The organism is Trichormus sp. NMC-1 (assembly GCF_001858025.1).
Classification (GTDB): domain Bacteria; phylum Cyanobacteriota; class Cyanobacteriia; order Cyanobacteriales; family Nostocaceae; genus Anabaena.
Genome location: NZ_LZQD01000002.1, coordinates 475,694 through 495,548, shown reverse-complemented (window position 1 = coordinate 495,548; position 19,855 = coordinate 475,694). Strand labels below are relative to the sequence as shown.

The 19,855-nt window shown below is 35.3% G+C and carries 14 protein-coding genes; 4 read left to right on the top strand and 10 right to left on the bottom strand.

Going from position 1 to position 19,855, the window contains the following annotated elements:
• Window positions 1-51 precede the first annotated feature (51 nt).
• Genes A9Y75_RS08935 through A9Y75_RS08925 form a run of 3 tightly spaced genes read left to right on the top strand, consistent with a single transcriptional unit; the run spans window position 52 to window position 3,254 of the window.
• Window positions 52-1,029 carry an iron-siderophore ABC transporter substrate-binding protein gene (locus A9Y75_RS08935; protein ID WP_071189211.1) on the top strand — a complete coding sequence of 326 codons (978 nt, stop codon included), beginning with the start codon at window positions 52-54 and terminating at the stop codon, window positions 1,027-1,029.
• The gene (locus tag A9Y75_RS08930; RefSeq protein WP_236721361.1) at window positions 1,029-1,940 is read left to right on the top strand and encodes a ferric iron reductase; all 912 of its coding nucleotides are present in this window, start codon (window positions 1,029-1,031) and stop codon (window positions 1,938-1,940) included. Before A9Y75_RS08935 ends, A9Y75_RS08930 begins: the two co-directional genes overlap by 1 nt.
• Before the next feature lie 27 nt (window positions 1,941-1,967).
• Window positions 1,968-3,254, top strand: coding sequence for an MFS transporter (locus A9Y75_RS08925; RefSeq protein ID WP_071189210.1), 1,287 nt, complete (start codon window positions 1,968-1,970; stop codon window positions 3,252-3,254).
• A gap of 89 nt (window positions 3,255-3,343) precedes the next feature.
• Here A9Y75_RS08925 and A9Y75_RS08920 read toward each other — a convergent pair whose 3' ends face one another.
• The 4 genes from A9Y75_RS08920 to A9Y75_RS08905 form a co-directional block, all read right to left on the bottom strand.
• Window positions 3,344-4,384, bottom strand: a complete 1,041-nt coding sequence (locus tag A9Y75_RS08920) for an iron ABC transporter permease (RefSeq protein WP_071189209.1) — start codon at window positions 4,382-4,384, stop codon at window positions 3,344-3,346.
• The gene (locus A9Y75_RS08915; RefSeq protein ID WP_236721377.1) at window positions 4,381-5,331 is read right to left on the bottom strand and encodes an iron ABC transporter permease; all 951 of its coding nucleotides are present in this window, start codon (window positions 5,329-5,331) and stop codon (window positions 4,381-4,383) included. The genes A9Y75_RS08920 and A9Y75_RS08915 overlap by 4 nt, the downstream gene beginning before the upstream one ends.
• A gap of 73 nt (window positions 5,332-5,404) precedes the next feature.
• Window positions 5,405-5,803: a biopolymer transporter ExbD gene (locus tag A9Y75_RS08910; RefSeq protein ID WP_071189207.1), complete on the bottom strand. Its 399-nt coding sequence runs from the start codon at window positions 5,801-5,803 to the stop codon at window positions 5,405-5,407.
• A complete protein-coding gene (locus A9Y75_RS08905) occupies window positions 5,787-6,440 on the bottom strand; it encodes a MotA/TolQ/ExbB proton channel family protein (protein ID WP_071189206.1) in 654 nt (217 codons plus the stop codon). The genes A9Y75_RS08910 and A9Y75_RS08905 overlap by 17 nt, the downstream gene beginning before the upstream one ends.
• Before the next feature lie 303 nt (window positions 6,441-6,743).
• Between A9Y75_RS08905 and A9Y75_RS08900 the strand changes: the two genes are divergently transcribed.
• On the top strand, window positions 6,744-8,246 hold the full coding sequence (locus A9Y75_RS08900) for an energy transducer TonB (RefSeq protein ID WP_071189205.1): 1,503 nt from the start codon (window positions 6,744-6,746) through the stop codon (window positions 8,244-8,246).
• 274 nt (window positions 8,247-8,520) lie between these two features.
• Here A9Y75_RS08900 and A9Y75_RS08895 read toward each other — a convergent pair whose 3' ends face one another.
• The 6 genes from A9Y75_RS08895 to A9Y75_RS08870 are packed head-to-tail and all read right to left on the bottom strand — an operon-like array spanning window position 8,521 to window position 19,847.
• Complete coding sequence (locus A9Y75_RS08895) at window positions 8,521-8,745, bottom strand: MbtH family protein (RefSeq protein ID WP_071189204.1); 225 nt, start codon at window positions 8,743-8,745, stop codon at window positions 8,521-8,523.
• Window positions 8,746-8,762: 17 nt separating this feature from the next.
• The gene (locus tag A9Y75_RS08890) at window positions 8,763-9,524 is read right to left on the bottom strand and encodes a class I SAM-dependent methyltransferase (RefSeq protein WP_071189203.1); all 762 of its coding nucleotides are present in this window, start codon (window positions 9,522-9,524) and stop codon (window positions 8,763-8,765) included.
• A 50-nt stretch (window positions 9,525-9,574) separates the two neighbouring features.
• Window positions 9,575-10,999: an aspartate aminotransferase family protein gene (locus A9Y75_RS08885; protein ID WP_071189202.1), complete on the bottom strand. Its 1,425-nt coding sequence runs from the start codon at window positions 10,997-10,999 to the stop codon at window positions 9,575-9,577.
• 49 nt (window positions 11,000-11,048) lie between these two features.
• On the bottom strand, window positions 11,049-15,554 hold the full coding sequence (locus tag A9Y75_RS08880) for a non-ribosomal peptide synthetase (RefSeq protein WP_071189201.1): 4,506 nt from the start codon (window positions 15,552-15,554) through the stop codon (window positions 11,049-11,051).
• 13 nt (window positions 15,555-15,567) lie between these two features.
• Window positions 15,568-18,792, bottom strand: coding sequence for a non-ribosomal peptide synthetase (locus A9Y75_RS08875; RefSeq protein ID WP_071189200.1), 3,225 nt, complete (start codon window positions 18,790-18,792; stop codon window positions 15,568-15,570).
• A 26-nt stretch (window positions 18,793-18,818) separates the two neighbouring features.
• Window positions 18,819-19,847: a TauD/TfdA family dioxygenase gene (locus tag A9Y75_RS08870; RefSeq protein WP_071189199.1), complete on the bottom strand. Its 1,029-nt coding sequence runs from the start codon at window positions 19,845-19,847 to the stop codon at window positions 18,819-18,821.
• Window positions 19,848-19,855: the final 8 nt, after the last annotated feature.

Genomic DNA, 19,855 nt, shown 5'->3' with positions numbered 1-19,855 from the left:
TTGAATGTTATAAGGGCTGTTTTATTACCCAATTCATCACCCAGATATTCAATGATTAGAAAATGTTTGTATTACCTCAAATTATTTTTGATAATAACGCTGTCTGTGATATTTATAAAGGGTTGTTATAACTTTCCTAATCAAAAAATTTTATCCTCTAAATCCCAAGTAATCAAATCCAAATGTCGAATTATTAAGCATGAATTAGGTGAAAGCTGTATTCCTTTACAACCTCAACGCATTATCGCATTAGATGAAACTTCTATGGAAGCGTTGTTAGCACTGGACTTAAAACCAATAGCAGCAACACAGCCGAATATTGCAGGTAGTATTATACCCAAGTTGGGTAAAAAGGCTGAGGGAATAATTTCTTTAGGAAAAAATAGTCAACCAAATATAGAAAAAATGGTACAGTTAAATCCAGATTTAATTTTGGGTTTTTCTCTCAGTTCAGAACAATATAAATTATTTTCACAAATAGCACCAACAGTCACATTTAATTATATTCAATTCGGTTGGAAAGATGCTTTATCACGTATTGCTGAAATCATAGAAAAAAGGGAACAGGCAAAAAAATTACTTGAGGAATATCAGCAACGAGTTGAAAAATTACGCGCATTTACAAATCATAACCTCAAAGGAAAAACAGTTTCTATTAGTCGTTTTTATGCTGGTAATCAATTTACAGAATTTCGCACTAAATATTCGTTTCCTGGCAGTGTAATTACAGAGGTGGGAATACCTCTGCCAGAAATTCAAAATCAACTTACTACTAATGAAAATCAGCCCCTAGTTTCAGTGAGTTTAGAACGTCTGGATTTAATCAATGCTGATATTTTATTTATAGTTTTAGATCCGGGTGCAGAAGAAAATTTTAAAAAATATCAGAATAGTCCACTTTGGCAAAACCTGAAAGCTGTTCAAAATCAACGAGTTTATACTGTTAATTCAAGTTACTGGATTTTCGGAAATATCCTGTCAGCAAATGCCATATTAGATGATTTATTTAAATACCTGGAGACAAATTAATGCTAGTTAATTATCATCAAAAAACATTGCCAATATCTCAAAAATTAGATAACACAATTGTGATCAATTTTTTAAAAGAAATATTTACTCTTGCTCAAACAAATTTAGATAATTTCTATACAAATCTGATAATTGTGACTCAACCTCCTGATGATGTTGAGGTGATTTCAGTTAATGATTATCTACAACCAGATAGACTTTTATATCAATGGCAAACCAGCGACATATACCAAAAAACTCAAGACATTCGCATTGCTGCATCCATCTGGAACAAAGTTTATAGCTGGAAAACATTACCAGGTGTGTTAGCTTTGATGACTTGGGCAGGAATTGGATTAAATTCAGAGATTGATAATGTGAGTTTTGTGTTAGAAAATGGTGAACCCAAGGCGTTATATTTTCATGATTTAAGTGGTACTGTAATTTATCCGCCAAGATCACCTATACCCATTCCCCAAGATTATCCAGGTAAAATAGTTGATAGTGTAGAAGATTTATATCAAGCAGTATTTACTAGCTTATTCCAGCGCAATTTTGCCCCGATGATAGAACGGGTTCATAGTTTAACTAAACTTTCTCAAAAAACTATGTGGGGTAATGCGGTAAATGCTTCAGAATGGCAGTTTGCGGAAATTAGTAAATGTACAAATTTAGAATCAATAAAAACAGATTATTCCGTTTTATATGAACAACCCGATAGTTTAGTTATGCCAGGACGTAACCCACTTTATAATTTAGTCCGTACTGAAGAAATTAACGAACCTGGTTTGCCAGCTAAAACTACAGTCCGTCTTACCTGTTGTTTATATGCTTTTATTCCTCCTGGTGATGAAAAATGTACAAACTGTCCTTTATTAAAACCAGAGGAAAGAATTGCCCAAATTAAAGAATATATGACAGAAACCGACTGAAATCATTATTAGTAAGGTTGTAGAAAAATGCTAGAAGAACAACAACCAGCCAGTATGCGTAATTTTCTCATTGTGTGGCTTGGTCAATTAGTGTCTACTATTGGTAGCAGCATGACCAGCTTTGCAATTGAAATTTGGGCATGGGAAATTACAGGACAAGCAACAACTCTAACTCTGGTAGGGTTTTTTAGTTTACTTCCCAGCATTATTATTACTCCCATCAGTGGTGTCATTGTCGATAGATTTAACCGCAAATTTTTAATGATGGTGGGTGATACAGTTGCCGTTTTCAGCACAATTATAATTTTGTTGTTACATCTGACGAATAATTTACAAATTTGGCATTTTTATTTGACAGGTGCAATAGTCGGAACTTTTAATCAATTTCAGTCTTTGGCGTTTGAGTCATCAATATCATTAATGATTCCCAAACAACACTATACCCGTGCTAGTAGTTTGGGATTTGTATCTAGTTATGGTAGTCAAATTATTGCACCTGCTTTAGCAGGATATCTTTACACAATCATTGGTTTTTCAGGAATTTGGTTAATTGATATTTCGACGTTTGTTGTTGCTATTAGCAGTTTACTGTTAGTTAGTATTCCGCAACCACCAACTACAAACAACGAAAATATAGTTAATATTTGGCAAGATTTGGGATTTGGTTGGAACTACATCACTACCAACAAAAGTTTATTAGCATTGCTATTAGTTAACTTATTATTTTGGCTACCCCATGACATTGGTAATTCACTATATACACCAATGATTTTTTCACGTACTAATAATAATACTGTAGTGCTAGGTAGTTTAGCTGCTGCTGCTGGTTTTGGTGGCGTGACAGGGGCGATCATTGTTAGTATTTGGGGCGGTTTTAAACGCAAAATTAAAGGCGTTTTACTGGGAATGATAGGTGCTGGTATCAGTAAAATTGTTTTTGGTTTGGGTAGAACACCTTTAATTTGGATTCCTGCACAATTTTGTTCTTCTGTTAATTTCCCTTTAAATGGCAGTTCTGATAATGCTATTTGGTTAGCGAAAGTACCAGCAAATGTGCAAGGAAGAGTTTTTGCAGCGCGATCGCTACTTTTACAAATAGCTTCTGCTGTAGGTTATTTAATAGCAGGTCCTTTGGCAGATCGTGTTTTTACTCCTGCTTTACAATCAGGGGGTATTTTGGTTGGTATTTTCGGAGGATTATTGGGAACTGATACTGGTGCAGGAATCGCGTTTTTATATGTGATTTGTGCAGTATGTATGTTGCTGGTTGGTTTACTTGGTTTCTTGATACCTGTACTATGGTATCAGGATTAGTGATTTTATTTTTCAATAAATACCAAACAGCTATTAACTCTAATTTAGCAACCGCCTTGCCATGATCCGTTTACCCAATCACCAGTCCCCTATTTTTTCCGATTACGAATTAATAAATACAAAAAATAAGGAGCGCCGACAGCAGCAGTAACGACTCCACAGGGAATTTCAATAGGTGCAAATAGAGTTCTTCCTAATAAGTCTGCAACAGTAACAATCATTCCTCCTAACAGTGCTGAAGTGGGAATCAAACCTTGATTATTTGTACCTACTAATTGCCTTCCTAAATGGGGTGCAATTAAACCTACAAAACCGATCATTCCCGCAGTCGCCACTGATGCACCTGCTAAAGCTACTGCTACCAACAGCAATAAACTACGTTGAATGTCTACGGAAATTCCTAAACTTCTCGCTACATCATCTCCTAAATTTAAAGCATCCAAATGTCTAGCTAATGTCAACGCCATTGGGACAAAAATAATTAACCAAGGTAAAAATGAAAATACCTGTTCCCAAGTACGTCCGTACACACTACCAGCCAACCACACCAAAGCATCACTGACGCTGTAAATTTCGCCGAACGTAATCATTAAACTGGTAAAGGCGCTGGCGATCGCAGATAAACCCACACCCATTAAAATTAATAAAATCGGCGAACTGCCATTATTCCAAGCTAACCAGTAAATTAAAGCCGCCATCAACAAAGCACCGCAAAAAGCTGATAAAGGCAAGATGTAAACTGGTGCGGCAGGAAATAAAACAATAACTGTAACTGCGGCTAGACTTGCCCCAGAATTGATCCCAATAATACCAGGATCAGCCAAGGGATTGCGTGTTAAACCTTGGAAGATAGTTCCAGAAATAGCCAGCGCCATTCCCACCATAAAAGCCACAACGGTACGAGGTAGACGCAGGGTATTAATAACGAATAAATGGTCAGGGTTTCCCGTATTTACACCCAAGAGAGTTTTAATAATATCTAAAGGAGAGATAGGATATTCACCTCTGCCCACATTTAACACCATTGCCACCCCAATCACTGCGAGTAAAAATAACAGCATTACTGGTACACGCCGATCTATGCGAAAAGATATTGTTGAGGAACGAATAACCAACCAATCAACCTTCATTTTTTCACCTTTGATTTAGCCAGGTAGACAAAAAAGGGAGCGCCAACCAGTGCAGTCATCACACCTACAGGTAATTCTTGGGGTTTGAGGAGGATACGGGCAGTAATATCTGCTACTAACAGCAAAGTTGCCCCGACAACGGCGGAATAAGGCAAAATCCAGCGATAATCGGTTTTAATGAAAAATCGGACTATGTGAGGAACAACTAAACCAATAAAACCGATAGGTCCAGCCAGGGCTACGGAACTTCCTGCTAGTAAAACTACGCTGATGGCAGTCAAAATTTTTATCCAGGCTGTTTTTTGACCTAAACCTTTGGCTACATCGTCACCTAGACTCATGGTAGTAATTTGTCTACCTAAAGCCAGGGCAATTACTAAGCCGATAAGGACAAAAGGTAGTGCGGAAAGCAGGATAGGCGCATCTCTACCAGATAATGAACCAGCTAACCAAAATCTAATTTCTTCTAATGTGCGTTGACTGATGATCAAAATGGCAGTGGTGAGGGAAGAAATTAAAGCTGTTAGGGCTGCACCTGCTACTGTGAGATTAAGCGGGGTTGCACCTCCCTTTCCTAGTGAACCCAGGAAGTAGACTAAAATCGCTGTGACTCCCGCACCCAAAAAAGCCGCAATTGTTAAAGTAGTAATTGATGTACTACCAAATATAAAAATTGTCACAACTACGGTGAGTGCAGCACCGGATTCAATGCCCAAAATACCTGGATCTGCTAAGGGGTTGCGCGTTAAACCTTGCATCAATGCCCCGGAAACCGCTAGGGATGCACCAACTAAAATGGCAATGAGCGATCGCGGTAATCTGACTGTTTGAATAATTAGGTGTTGATATGAACCATCAAAGCTAACAAAAGATGTCAAAATCTCATCTATTGGTATTTCTGCTGCTCCTAATGTGACACTAGATACTAAACAAACTAGCAGCAGCATCAAACACCCAACTAAGCTAAATACAGGTTTAGCTGCTAAATTTATCAAAATTCCGAACTCCTGAACTCCTCAATTATTTGCGTGTAGCTATCCCTAACTTCACTCCTTCTACCTGTCGCACTTTATCCATCACTGCTACTACTTGTCCGTGATTAACAGCTTCATCTGCATTTAGTATCACCATCAAAGGTTTTTCTGGTTCTACTTTTTCTCTTACCTGGGCTGCTAATTGCTCTAAACTAACTGCTTCTTTATTCAAAAATATCTGTCCAGTATTATTAATAGTTAATGTTACCTGTGCAGGACGATCTGTTTTTCCCGTAGCAGCTTGAGGTAAATTAACTGGTAAACCCTCAGAACGAGTGAGATACAAAGTTGACATAATAAAAAATGTCAAAATCGCAAAAATCACATCAATCATTGGCACAATATTAATCTGTGCTGGCAATTCCGGCTCATCTTGTAGACGCATAGGTTTTTTCTCCTCTTTCGTAGCGACGACGGTATAGTAGTTCTAAGTGACCACCATATTCTTGAATCAAAGCAATTTGCGTTTGATAAAATCCCCGGAAAGTATTAGCAAAAACCAGGGTAAAAATTGCCACAATTAAACCTGTAGCGGTAGAAACCAACGCCTCACTAATACCGCTAGTTACACCGGCGGCTTTAGTTCCGCCAACATCACCAATATTTAGAGAAGCAAAAGAACCAATTAATCCCAATACAGTTCCCAGTAATCCTAACAAGGGTGCGAGGGCAATAATAGTATCAAAGATTGTATTAAACCTTTTGAATAAAGGTATTTCTGCCTGAGCTTCACTTTCTAACGCCAAACGAAATTCTTCTGGATTTGGTTCTTCTAACTCTAAAGCCGTCAAAAAAATCCGTGCAATTGGTAGATCTGCATTTTTTCGCAGTGTATCAATTGTACTTACCACATTATCCTGACGATAGAGATTTAATACATTTCTAACTACCCGTTGCTGACGGCTACTGATTGTTACCCAAAACTTGATCCGTTCAATAATTAGCCCTACCGCCAATACAGAAGACAGTAGCAGCGGCCACATCACCACACCACCTGCTGTAAACAGATTTTTGATATCCATGTCCGATTTTCAAGCCTTTCAATAAAATTTCTTAACTAGTTCAGCAAGAATAGCTGATATAAGTTCTCAACTTAAATTAGAGCAAATGAGAATATATGTCAATCTTTTGCTACATCTGAGCGTCAGAATAAGTTCTAGATTAGGGTTAAAATCGCTGTAATTATTTGCCAGGAAAAGATTTGGGCTAAAATCTGCAAATACAAGAAGTCAAAATTATTGATTGACATTCGCATATAATTTCTGTTATTCTACCGGAGTTACTAAAAATTACTAGCAATAAACTAAATAATAAGAAATATAACCATGAGTTTTTCCAGCATAGCCATAGAGCAGCGAGAAAAAGAATTAAAGACACTGACAACCTTTTTGACTTATAGCTTGATTGGCTCTTTGGCTATACATATTGGGTTGCTGGCTTCTGGTATTGGTAGTGTACTTACAAAAGTCCCGGAAGAAGAGCCAGTAGAAATCACTTTTGTGGAGACTCCAGTAGAAGAAATAAAACCAATAGAAGAACCGGAAGAGGAAACAAAACCTAAAGTTATTGATAATTCGCGGATTTTTACCAGTACAAATAATTTTGATACATCTCCATCAGTATTTGTACCGCAACCACAAAAAAGCACAGTAGTTCCGGCTCAAACTGCTGTAATCCAAAAACAGCAAGTTCCATCTCCTGTGATTCCTGAGCCAAAAATACAACCCCTGAAACCTTTACCGACGATTACAAAGGCAAATGTATCACCAAAGACAGTAGATACTCAGCCGCAAAAAGTCTCTCCGTTAACTACAAAGCTATCAGCACAGCAAGTAGATACTCAACCCTCATCTACTGATGCTACTGCTATTCAAACATCTTCAGAATCCGGTTCTAATTTAAGTAAGTTGTTAGCAGGAATCAGAGATGGGAGAGCAAATCAAGCAGGTTCACAACCATCTCAAGCTACTGCCGATAATGGTGGAAATACTGTAGGAAGAACCACAGGCTTACGTGTTCGTCGTGATCTGGGCGATATTGGTAGTGTAAATAATGAACAATCAAATACTGCCAAAGTTGCCACAGCACCCACACAGCCCAAAATAAATACTAATACTAATACTGGTAGCGGTAATGGTCGTGCTGCTTGCCGAGAATGTAATACAAATTATCCAGATTGGGCAAGAAGAAGAGGAGTAGAAGGCAGGGTTGAAGTAGCTGTTGATACGGATAATAATGGTAATGTTACTAAGGTTCGGTTGTTGAGATCCAGTGGTAACGAAAAATTAGATGCTGAACATTTAGAAAGAGCGCAAAAATGGAAACTCAAACCCAGTTCAGAGGGTAGACAAGGTGTTAGTATTGGGACTGAATATGCGATCGCAGGTTCTCAAAGATATCGCCAACTCCAAAAACGCAAGAAACAAAGAGAAACTGAACAAAGAAATAGTGAATCTACTAACAAAGCGAGTAATTCTGCAAGCGAAACACCCAGACGCAGACGAAGATTGGTAACATCTGTTAGTGAAAATATTCCCAGAGAGTCGAATACAGAAACCAGAAGAATTCGCCGCAGAAGAAATGTAGCAGCATCAACAGAATCTACTTCCACTTCATCAGCAACAAAAGGACAGCGTTTGGGAGAAGCTATTAGAAGAAGAAGAAGAACTGATCAAGCTGTAACTTCATCTTCAGGAGAAACAAGGAAAAGAAGACGAAGACGAGAAATAACCCCAGCTTCTTCAGTGAACAGCAATAATGAAAGTAGTCCTAAACCTACCAGACGGCGGCGACGTTTGGAACAACCTACGCCTTCAGAGCAAAATTAACAACCATCTTGGCATTGAGCCGAGATCCTGGTAATTTCCTGCAAGATGGTCTAAAATGCCTTATTCCGTCTGTTTTTGATAATTTGTTACATTATGGTTAAAAAGTTGTGTTTGGTAACGAGAAAACAAGCATTTTGAGGTCATCTTGCAAGTTTTTACAGCCATTTCGGTGCAATACCTTCATCACATTGAATTTTTTCTACTCCTTCATAAATAAAATTATTGTAGAGAAGTTAAACCTCTCTACAAATAGTAATTGAGAAATTATTTATGATTAATTTTTACTAGCAGCTTCCTCCATTTGCTTTCTTAAACTCAGAGGTCGCATATCAGTCCACACTTCCTTAATATATTCTAGACATTCTGATTTCAAACCAGTTTTACCTGCATCCTTCCATCCCAAAGCATTTTCTCTATCAGCAGGCCAGATAGAATATTGTTCTTCATGGTTAACTACAACTTTATAAATTGTGGTGTCTTCTCTATTTTCTCTACTCATTGGTAACTCCGAATTTTCTATTTATTGACAAACTTAGAACCAGCAAAAATAGCAAACTGATTACATTGATCATCGGCTAAATTTCCCTGCCGATCATAAACATTGATATTTGTAAACCCGACGTTTTTTAGTGCCGTGATTATTTCTGTTTGAGCATAAGGTTTTACCGAATTAATAATATCTAAACGCTGCCAGATATTTTCTACTAACTCAAAGATAGTGATTTTAAATTGCGCTGTTTTCTCATTTGCATTATAACTATCACAACAAGCCCAAGCATAATTATCTTGTACATCTCCATCTGTGAGAGAACCATTCCAAGATTTATAACCATCTTCCAAATTTAAGCCAAACAGAAAAACACCATTATCCAACAGTGCATCATACACCCTCAGAAAAACCTCCTTGAGTTCTTCAATATTCATAATATGGTTAAGGCTACCACTAGGAGAAATCACCGCATTAAAACTAGATGGTAAATTAAAAAACCTGGCATCATCATGGATAAATTTAGCATTTGGGGCATTTTTGTGAGCATATTGCAACATAGATTTAGAAAAATCAAGCCCCGTTACTTGATAGTCTTGTTCAATTAAATGTTGAGCCATTTGTCCAGTACCGCAACATAAATCAAGAAGTTTTGCACTAGGTAGAATATTATATTGCTTTAATAGCTTTTCAAAAGGAGGTAAATTTTGTTGGCAATATTCTAACCCCCAATATTGATTGTAAATTTTTGCCCAAGAATCATATTTTGAATCAATTTCTACTGTGATCATGAAAGTATCTCCTATTTATTTTCAACTTAATTATTGGCAGAATAATCAATTTATGGTAAAAAGCCACCACCTCTTAATTCTTTTACACTTTCTTTAATTGCTTGAATGACAAAATCTAAATCTTTATCAGTATGTGCAGTGGATAATAACCCACCACCAGGACGAAGAAACACTCCTTTATAGATGAGATGATAGTAAATCAAATCCTTATTTTCTGATATTACTGATTTAGGAGCATTACCAGAATTTCCAAAAGGAATAGCATTAAAAATTGAGCCACAGTTAGCCATTTTAATGGGTACACCATCCTCTTGAAAATAGGAATTTATTTCTTGAATTAACTCAGAAGATCGTTGATTTAATTTGTCTTGCAGAGCCGAACCTTGTGTTTTTAGATATTGCAAAACTGCCTTAGCTGCTACCATAGATAAAGGATGTTTACAATAAGTACCAGCAAAAAAAGTTGTTGCTACTTGTGGTGAAGAATCATCTCCAAAATTCCACATTCCCCCATCAATTCTATCCATATATTTAGCTTTACCAGCAATTACACCAATGGGCATTCCACCACCAATAATTTTTCCATAGGTGGCAATATCAGCTTCTACGCCAAACCATGCTTGCGCTCCACCTGGATGTAAACGAAAACCAGTCAGCATTTCATCAAAAATTAATACTATTCCTGCATCTTCAGTTAATTTTCTCAACTGATGTAAAAACTCTTTTGGTTGAATATCAGGACGACTATTTTGTACAGGTTCAACAATGACAGCAGCTAATTCTTCTTGATGCTGTTTGATGATTTCTAAAGATTGAGGATCACCATAGTTTAAAACTAACACATCTGCCAAAATACTGGTTGATACTCCAGGAAACATTGGCACTATTTCTGTAATTTCATTTTGAATTTTTGCTTGTACTAAAGTTGCATCAGAATGACCATGATAAGAGCCAGAAAACATAGCTATTTTATAACGCCCTGTTGTCGCTCGCGCTAGTCGTAAGGCTGTTATTACTGCTTCTGTTCCGGTATTACTAAATGTTACTCGCTCCATTCCTGTAACTTCAGAAAATAATTCTGCAACTTCACCAGCTAAATCTGATTGTGGTCCGATATGAATACCTTGCTCTAATCTTTCGCTAATAGCTTCTTTGATAAATTCAGGATTATAGCCAAATAAATTGACACCAAAACCCATTATTAAATCTACATATTCATTGCCATCAATATCCGTCATCCGCGCACCAGAGGCATATTTACCCACGATAGGATAAACAATTTCTTTAATAGGAGAACGAAAGCCGGCTGAACCGCGAACATCAGCTAAAACATGACGATAGGTTTGAGATTGTTGTTTAGATTTTGCTGTTTTCTGGTTATAGCGAGTAATAAAATCATTGAGATATTGTTGTTGATGATTGTTGAGACTAAGTTGATCAGATGGTTGTTCTTTTTTCAATTCTTGTGTTTGCATGATTTTGATTTTTTAGGGTAATTATTGTTAGTAGATGTTGCGATTAAGATTAGTTGATAAATCCCTGATTAGCTAAATAAGAAATGTAAGTAGCTAGTAACTTATCATCAATATCTGGACAGATAATAGAAGAATCAGCAAGTCCAGTAATTACATTTTGAGAATCAAACTGTAAAGTACCTGATTGCTCAGATTTACCTGGAGAAGTTTTAGCGGAAAACAATGGTATAAGTGGATATAAAGGATGTTTTGGCAAATCTCCAACAGTATTAATTAATTGCGATCGCCAATCTTGATATGGAACTTGTTTAACTTGATAACCATAGGAGTGAATTACCCTCAATAAATTATCTGTATGTAAAACTTGATTGTTGAATAAATGAAAGGCTTTATCCAAAGATTTCTCCTGTGTTGATAGATAAACTATGGCTTTACTGACATAATCAACAGGCATAATATCTTCCTGAATATCCCGATTGGGAACACTACCAAGTTGAATACAGCCAATGATTAATTTATATAGCAAGTCATTAATATTAAAAACTCCCGTTTGGCTATGTCCAGAAACACGACCTATTCTATAAATACTAATAGGAATACCTTTATTTCTAGCAGTAGCTAATAGTTTTTCACTCACCCATTTAGTTTGTACATAGCCATTAGTGTTGACTGGATAAGTATCACTATTATCTGCTTCAGTGATTATCTGAACCCCAGAAATACCTGATTGAGAAAAAATACTCGTAGTGGAAACAAAATGAACTGGTTTTGTTTTTCCTAAACAAGCTAATCTTAATATTTCTTGTGTGCCTAAAACATTAGCAGATTTTAAAACTGAATAGGGATAAATATGATTTACCCAAGCACCATTATGATAAATGACATCAACTTGATGAGCTAAATCTTGAAATTCACTTTTATTAAGTCCTAAATAGGGTTGAGATAAATCTCCAATTACCGGAATAATTCTCTGGTAAAAACTCTCATTTCCAATTAAATAAGATTCTAGGGTTTCTTGTATTTTCTTTTTACCTGCTACTATATCTCTAGCTCTAACTAAACAGTAAATATTAGCTTGAGTTTGTTGTAAAAGTTCCCACAGTAAAAAAGCACCTAAAAACCCGGTAGCACCTGTTAATAATATAGCTTGAGGTGTTTTTGCAGATTTTTGATAAGGATTTACTGGGTAAATTTGCGGGTCTAAAATAGTTTCTTGATCCCAATCTATTAGATTTTCTGGAATTAATGTATCAATAGATTCGGATTTGATAATTTTATCTAAATAAACTGCCAAACTCCCAATAGTGGGTGATTCAAACAGAAGCCGCAAAGGAAAATCTATTTGCAAAGTTGACCGAATTTTGAGCATTAATTTAGTTGTTAATAAAGAATTTCCTCCTAGTTCAAAGAAATTATCATTAATACCCACTTTTTCCACTTTCAGAATTTCAGCCCAAATTTGCGCTAATGTTAATTCTGTCTGAGTTTGAGGTGCAACGAAAGCTGTTTGTAGTTCTTGATATTCAGGCTTAGGTAAAGCACGACGATCAATTTTACCGTTAGGTGTCAGGGGAAAAGATTCCAGAATCACAAAAGCAGAAGGTATCATGTAGTTGGGTAACTGCTGTTTTAAAAATTCCTGGAATATGGTGGAATTTATATGATTAAAATCTGCCAATTCTGACACAATATAAGCAACTAATTGTTGTCGTTTAGGGTTATCTTCTCTAACTATCACAACAGATTCTTTTACTATTGGGTGTTTACTAAGTATGGCTTCAATTTCACCCAATTCAATCCGGAAACCTCTTAATTTAACTTGGTTATCAGTTCTACCAATCAATTCAATATTTCCATCTTTAAGCCAGCGTCCTAAATCACCCGTTTTATAAATAAAACTTCCTATTTCTTCACAAAAATGATTCGGTATAAATTTACTAGCTGTTAATTCTGGTTTATGTAAATAACCCCGTGCTAAACCAGCACCACCAATATAGATTTCACCAGGAATACCTACAGGTAAAGGTTGTAAATATTGGTCTAAAATATAAATTTGGGTATTACTGAAAGGTTTTCCTATCGGGACTAATTGATCTTTAGATAATTGAGATAAATTAATTGTATCTGTTTCAAAATAGGTACTATCAATAGTTGCTTCTGTTAAGCCAAAAGAATTAATTAATCTAGTTTTATCACCGCAATATTGACGGAATTTATCATATTCTTGAATATACCAACTATCAGAACCACAAATTAGTAATTTTAGAAAATCAAGACGTTTTTGAGTTTGTTCTAAATATTGAATTAAGTTTCTTAATACTCCCGGAACAAATTCTGCACAGTCTACTTTTTCCCGCAGCATCAGGTGATAAAGTTTATCAGGTTCAAGTAGCAGTTGACGAGGAGAAATTACTAATTTAGCACCAGAACAAAGAGTGCGAACTAAGTCACCTGAGAAAACATCAAAGGAGAAACTTGCCATTTGTAAATGTGCGGTAATGGCTGTTAATTTATAAGCTTCTTCCCAAGCAAAATAAGCATTTACTAAATTGCAATGTTCAATCATGACTCCTTTGGATTTACCTGTAGAACCAGAGGTATAAATCACATAAGCTAAATGATTTATATTTACCTGATTCACAGGATTTTCTAGAGATTCGTTAGTAATTTTTTGCCAATCAGAATCAATGCAAATAATTTGTTTATTTTCATTTGGTAAAACTGCTAATAGTTGTTTTTGCGTGAGAATAATTGATACTTGAGCATCTGTTAACATATATGTTAACCGCTCTTGGGGATACGCTGGATCAATTGGTAGATATGCTCCACCTGCTTTGAGAATTCCCAGCACTCCCACCACTAATTCTAGGGAACGTTCTAAGCAAATTCCTACTAAAATTTCTGGTTTAACTCCTTGTTTTTGTAAGTAATTTGCTAGTTGGTTAGCACGCTGGTTAAGTTCTTGATAAGTTAGTTGTTTTTCCTCAAAAACTACTGCTATTGCATCAGGATTTTTAGCTACTTGTGCTTCAAATAGTTGATGAATACACGTTTTAGGAATAGAAATTTGATGAGTATTTCCAGTCAAGAAAATTTGCTGCTGTTCTGATGTTGTTAATAGGGATAATTCAGAAATATTTTGTTGAGGATAAAGCACAATCCCCGCTAATAATGTTTGGAAATGTGCCAACATTCGGGTAATTCTGTCATCATCAAATAAATCAGTATTATATTCTAATGAACCTCTTAGTCCTGTTTCTGTTTCAACCATTGAGAGAGTTAAATCAAAGTTTGCTGTTTTCTTTTCTACTTGCAAAGGTTTGATGGTTAAATCTGGTAAATGTAAAACTTCTGTGGGTGCATTTTGCAGAATAAACATGACTTGAAATAGAGAACTATGACTTAAATCTCTTTCTGGTTGTAGTTCTTCTACTAATTGTTCAAAGGGTAAATCTTGATGATTATAAGCTGCTAAGGTTGTTTTTTTAACTTGGTTTAAAAGTTGTTGAAAAGTAGGATTTTCTTCTAAGTTACTTTTGAGAACTAAAGTATTAACAAAAAAACCAATTAATCCTTCTATTTCCGAACGATTACGGTTAGCAATGGGAGTACCAATAAGAATATCATTTTGCTGAGTATACCGATATAATAATACTTTAAATGCTGCCAGCAATATCATAAATAAAGTAACTTCTTCCTGCTGGGAAATATTTTTTAATGCTGCTGTTAAGGATGGAGAAAGGATAAAAGATTGGCTTGTACCTCTATCAGTTTGAATTGCTGGACGTGGACGATCTGTAGGTAATTCTAATATAGGTAAATTACCACTTAACTGTTGTTTCCAATAGTTTAATTGAGTTTGTAAAATGTCTCTTTGTAAATATTGACGTTGCCAAACTGCAAAATCTACATATTGAATAGATAATTCAGGTAAATTGCATTGTTGGTTACTATCAAACGCTTTATAAAAACTTGTTAATTCCCGGATAAGTATTCCTGTTGACCAACCATCTGAAATGATGTGGTGCATGGTGAATAAAATTACATTATCTGTTTCACCAAGACGTAATAAATTAACCCGCAGAAGTAAATCTTTTTCTAGATTAAAAGTTCTTTCTGATTCGAGTTTGGCTAAACGGATAGCTTCTGTTTCTCTTATGTTTTCAGGAATATTTTCTAAGTCAATTACTGGTATTTGTAGGTTTGTTTCTGCACGAATTACCTGGACTGGTTCGCCGTTTATAACTTGAAAGTTAGTGCGTAATATGTGATGACGACGCAATATTTGATTAATGCTATTTTCTAAGGCTGATACATTCAGATTTCCTGTTAATTGGATAGCAGCAGGAATATTATAGGCACTACTTTCTGGTTCTAATTGACTAAAAAACCATAGCCTTTGTTGGGCAAAAGATAAAGGAAATGTCTGAATATCTCGACTTTGAGGTTGAATTTTAGCAGGTGCAGTTTTTCCTTTTTGTTGATTAAGTTTTTGCAGCAGTAGTTGACGTTTTTCGGGAGAAAGTTCTGCAATTTTTTGTAGTAGGTTACTCATATAATTTTTAACCTTAGTTAATTAATTGGATATCTGCGTTAGATAATTCTTCTAATTCTGCAAGCGATCGCGCTAAAATGTCTTCATCTATATCTTGGGCTAATTTTTGGGTGATAATCACGGCTAAATCAGCTACAGTGGGATAATTAAAAACATCCTGTATCACTAATTCCACACCAATATCATCACGCATTCTAGATATTAACTGTGTCACTAGCAGGGAATGTCCACCTAAGCTAAAAAAGTTATTGTATATACCCACTTTTTCTATTTTCAGCACTTCTGCCCATATATTTGTTAACTGTTCTTCAAGAGAATTACGGGGAGCAATAAAAGATTCTTTCACCTCTGTATTTAGCTGATCTGGTCCAGGAAGTATCTTTCTATTTACTTTGCCATTGCTTGTTAAAGGTAAGGTTTCTAAAGGTACAAAAGCTGTAGGAATCATATAATCTGGAAGTTTTTCTTGCAAGAAACTCCGCAAACTCTGAATAGATAAAGAAGCATCTTTTCTAATAACCAAATAAGCAACTAGACGTTGATCTCCAGCTACATCTTCTCTTACCATCACTACTGCATCTTGAACAGTTTGATGTAAGGAAAGTAAAGATTCTATTTCTCCTAATTCGATACGAAAACCTCTTAATTTAACTTGATCATCCAAGCGTCCCAAAAATTCTAAATTTCCATCAATTCGGAAGCGCACTTGATCACCAGTTTTATATAAACGCGCTCCTAGTTCATTACTAAAAGGATGGGGAATAAACTTTTGGGCTGTTAATTCTGGTTGGTTGAGATAACCCCGCGCTAGTCCTGCACCACCAATATATAATTCACCTATTACCCCTTTTGGTACTGGTTGTAAATATTGGTCTAAAACATAAAGTTCGGTATTAGCTATGGGATAACCAATAGGAATAGAACCTAAATAATTATCTTGTTGTGATACTTGATAAATGCAGCAACCCACAACGGTTTCTGTCGGTCCATATTCATTGATTAAAATTGTTTTTGGGGCAAACTTTCGCCAAAAATTAATATGTTGTGTGGTTAGATTTTCTCCACCAATAATAAAAGCATTAGTCCGATCTGATACTTCCTCTGGTGATAGTTGTTGACTGAGTAATTCTAAATGAGCAGGAGTGATTTTGACTAAGCTTAAATTATTTCTTTGAATGAGAGTTTGAGCAAGATTTTCTATGCTTTGATTTTCTGGTAATAGTTCTACTTGACTACCTACCACCAAAGGAGAAAATAAACTGGTAATAGTTAAGTCAAATCCTAAAGAAGAATGTACCAAAGTTCCCGAACCTTGATCAACTTTATATGCCTTTGTACACCAATGCAAATAATTAACTAAACCCGAATGAGAAATTAATGTTCCCTTGGGTTTACCAGTAGAACCAGAAGTATAAATTACATAAGCGACATTCTGACTATTAGTGTTATGAATTGGGTTGTTTTGCAGTTGTTTGTTGATGATATACCAATCATTATCTAAACAAATAGTTCTAATATTATTTGTCTGTAAATCTGCTGCTAAACTGGCTTGAGTTAGCAATAATGGCATTTGTGTATCTGCTAAAATAAACGCTTTTCTTTCTGGGGGATAATTGGGGTCAATGGGTACATAAGCTGCACCAGCCTTGAGAATTCCTAAAACAGCAATCACCATTAAAGGAGAACGTTCTATACATATTCCGATCAGGGTTTCTGTTCCTACTCCTAAACTTTGTAAATAATGCGCTAGTTGGTTAGCACTGTTATTTAATTCTTGATATGTGAGTTTTTGATTTTCATAAACAACTGCAATATTATCTGGTGTCTGCTGACATTGAACTGCAAACCAATCATGAATACAATTATATGGTAATTCTGGTGTTTTGGTATAGTTGAAATTAATTACAAGTTGCTGTTTTTGTAATTCTGAAAGAAGATTGAGACGGAAAATGTTTAGTTGAGGATTTTCAACGGAACTTGCTAACAAAGTTGCAAATTGATCAGCAATATTTTCTATATTAGCTTTTGTGAATAAGTTGCTATCATAGTGAAATTCAACTTTTAGCTGTTCATTAAATCCACAAACACCAGCAAGTTTAACCTCAAAGGGTTCTAAATCAACACGATGCTGATAAAGTGACAGTGATATTTCCCCAGATATATGCTTTTCTGGTGTTTCTATAAACTCAAAACAGAAGGGGAAGAATGGTTTTTCAATTTCTTGACTCTGGTTATTTCCAGCAGTTTTCCAAGTAAAAGTTTCCTGGTAATCTGACATTTTGCTAGTAATTTCTTTAACTAAATTCAATATATCACAAAAGCATTTTTCGTCTTCTAGTTGGCAATTTAGAGGTAAATATTTAGCAAACAAACCTAAGCTAGATTTTAATTCATCATAATTGCGACCATCAAAGGAAGTACCAATAATTAAGTCACAATTCCCAGTTAAACGCCGCAGGAGAATTAACCAACAAGTTAATAGAAATACAGAAGTTGTAGTTTGATAAGTATTAGCAATTTGTTTTATTTGTCCAGTTAATTGTTGATCAATTTGTAAGTTGATCAATTGCGGTTGAAATTTCGCTGTTTCATCTGGTTGCTTTTCATGAATAATTTGGCAATTTCTACTTGTGGAAATATCTATTTTTTGCCAATACTTTCTTCCTGAATTTGTTTCTTCTGCTGCTAATAATTCATTTAGCCATGCTGCAATATCAGCATATTGTAAAGGTTCATCTAAAAGATTATCACCTTGTAAAACGGCAGTATAGCAATTACTAATTTCTGCAACTAAATTATTTAAAGTCTTTGTATCGGCACATAAAGACGGTAAACTCAGAAATAAAATATATTGATTATTGTCAGTTTTGACTAATTTTGTAGAAAATAAGTAGCCTGATTCTAAGTCCCAAGGCTGATTTTTTGCTTCAAGTAATAACTCGTCTATTACTTGCTCTAAATTGTGATTTGTTAGAAATTCATACTCGGTAAATAAGAAAGAATTATTACTATCTATCACCTGACTAGGAATTTTAATTCCTTGGGGACGATAAAAGCGAGTACGGAGTATTTCATTTCTATCTACAACTTTTTGCAGGGCTTGTTTAAAGACATCAATTTGTAAATTCCCCTCAATGAGAACTGCACCTAAAGCCCGATAAACAGAACTATCTTGTTGTAATTTCCACAAATGTTGTTGCTGTGGTGAAAGTTGAAATCCTTGAATTTGACTGAGCATTTTTCGCTATCCTTTTTTAAATATCCTTAATATCCAATTTGTGTATAATTTGTCATTTCGCCCATTGCTACTAATAATTTTCTTTCACCCACAAAGGAGTTTCTAGCATGGGCTGCTAAAATATTATCTAGTAGTAAAACATCTCCTTTTTCCCAAGGAAAAGTTACTTCTAATTGTTGATAAACACCACAAATTTCTTCCATGATTGAATCTTCAATGGGAGTACCATCACCGTAGTAACAGTTTCTTGGTAAATCTTCTGGTTTAAAAGATGCAAATAGTGTTTCTCTAGTTATCGAATCTAAACAAGCAGGATGCCAATGTTGAGCTTGATTAAACCAAGATAATTCTCCGGTTTGAGGATGTTTAATTACAGCCGGACGAATAGAAAGAGTTCTCAGCCGATTTTTTGATTTCCATGCAAATTTGATTGCATTTTTGGAGAATCTTTTTTCAACTTCTGCTTGATTTTGGGTTTGAAATACTGTTTGCCAATCTAACCCTAATCCATCCCCATAATTGCGAACATACATCACTTGTTTCTCAATAAATATATCACGGATTTTGGAATCTATTAATTGAAAAACTTTGCGGCTATCAACAATTGGTGTTTCCCCTCCCTGCTGTGCTGGTTGACGACAACCAAACATAATTTTTAAGGGGAATTGATGATTAAAAGAGTTTTCATTATGCCATAACAGTTTTCTATCGGCGGGATAAAATACTGGAGTGTAAACTTTTCCGCTGACTGTTTCGCGGGGATGTTCGCCATTTTCCTGGAAAAGTTCTTGACAAATAGCTAAACCAAATTTTTCAAATATAGCTGGTGTATCAATATTAAAGCCACGAAAAAGGATAGCACCATATTTGAGTAGTTGTTTATGAATAAAATCCTGATTGACAATTAACCAATGTGGTAAATAAATCTGATCAATTGTGGGTTTAATTACTAAAGGTAGACTTTCACTATGATTAAAAGTTTCCGTTGTAATTAATGCTTGTGTTTCTAAGTTGACAGTTTTTCTTTGTAGATTGGTGATTTCTAATTTCTTCATATTCTTAT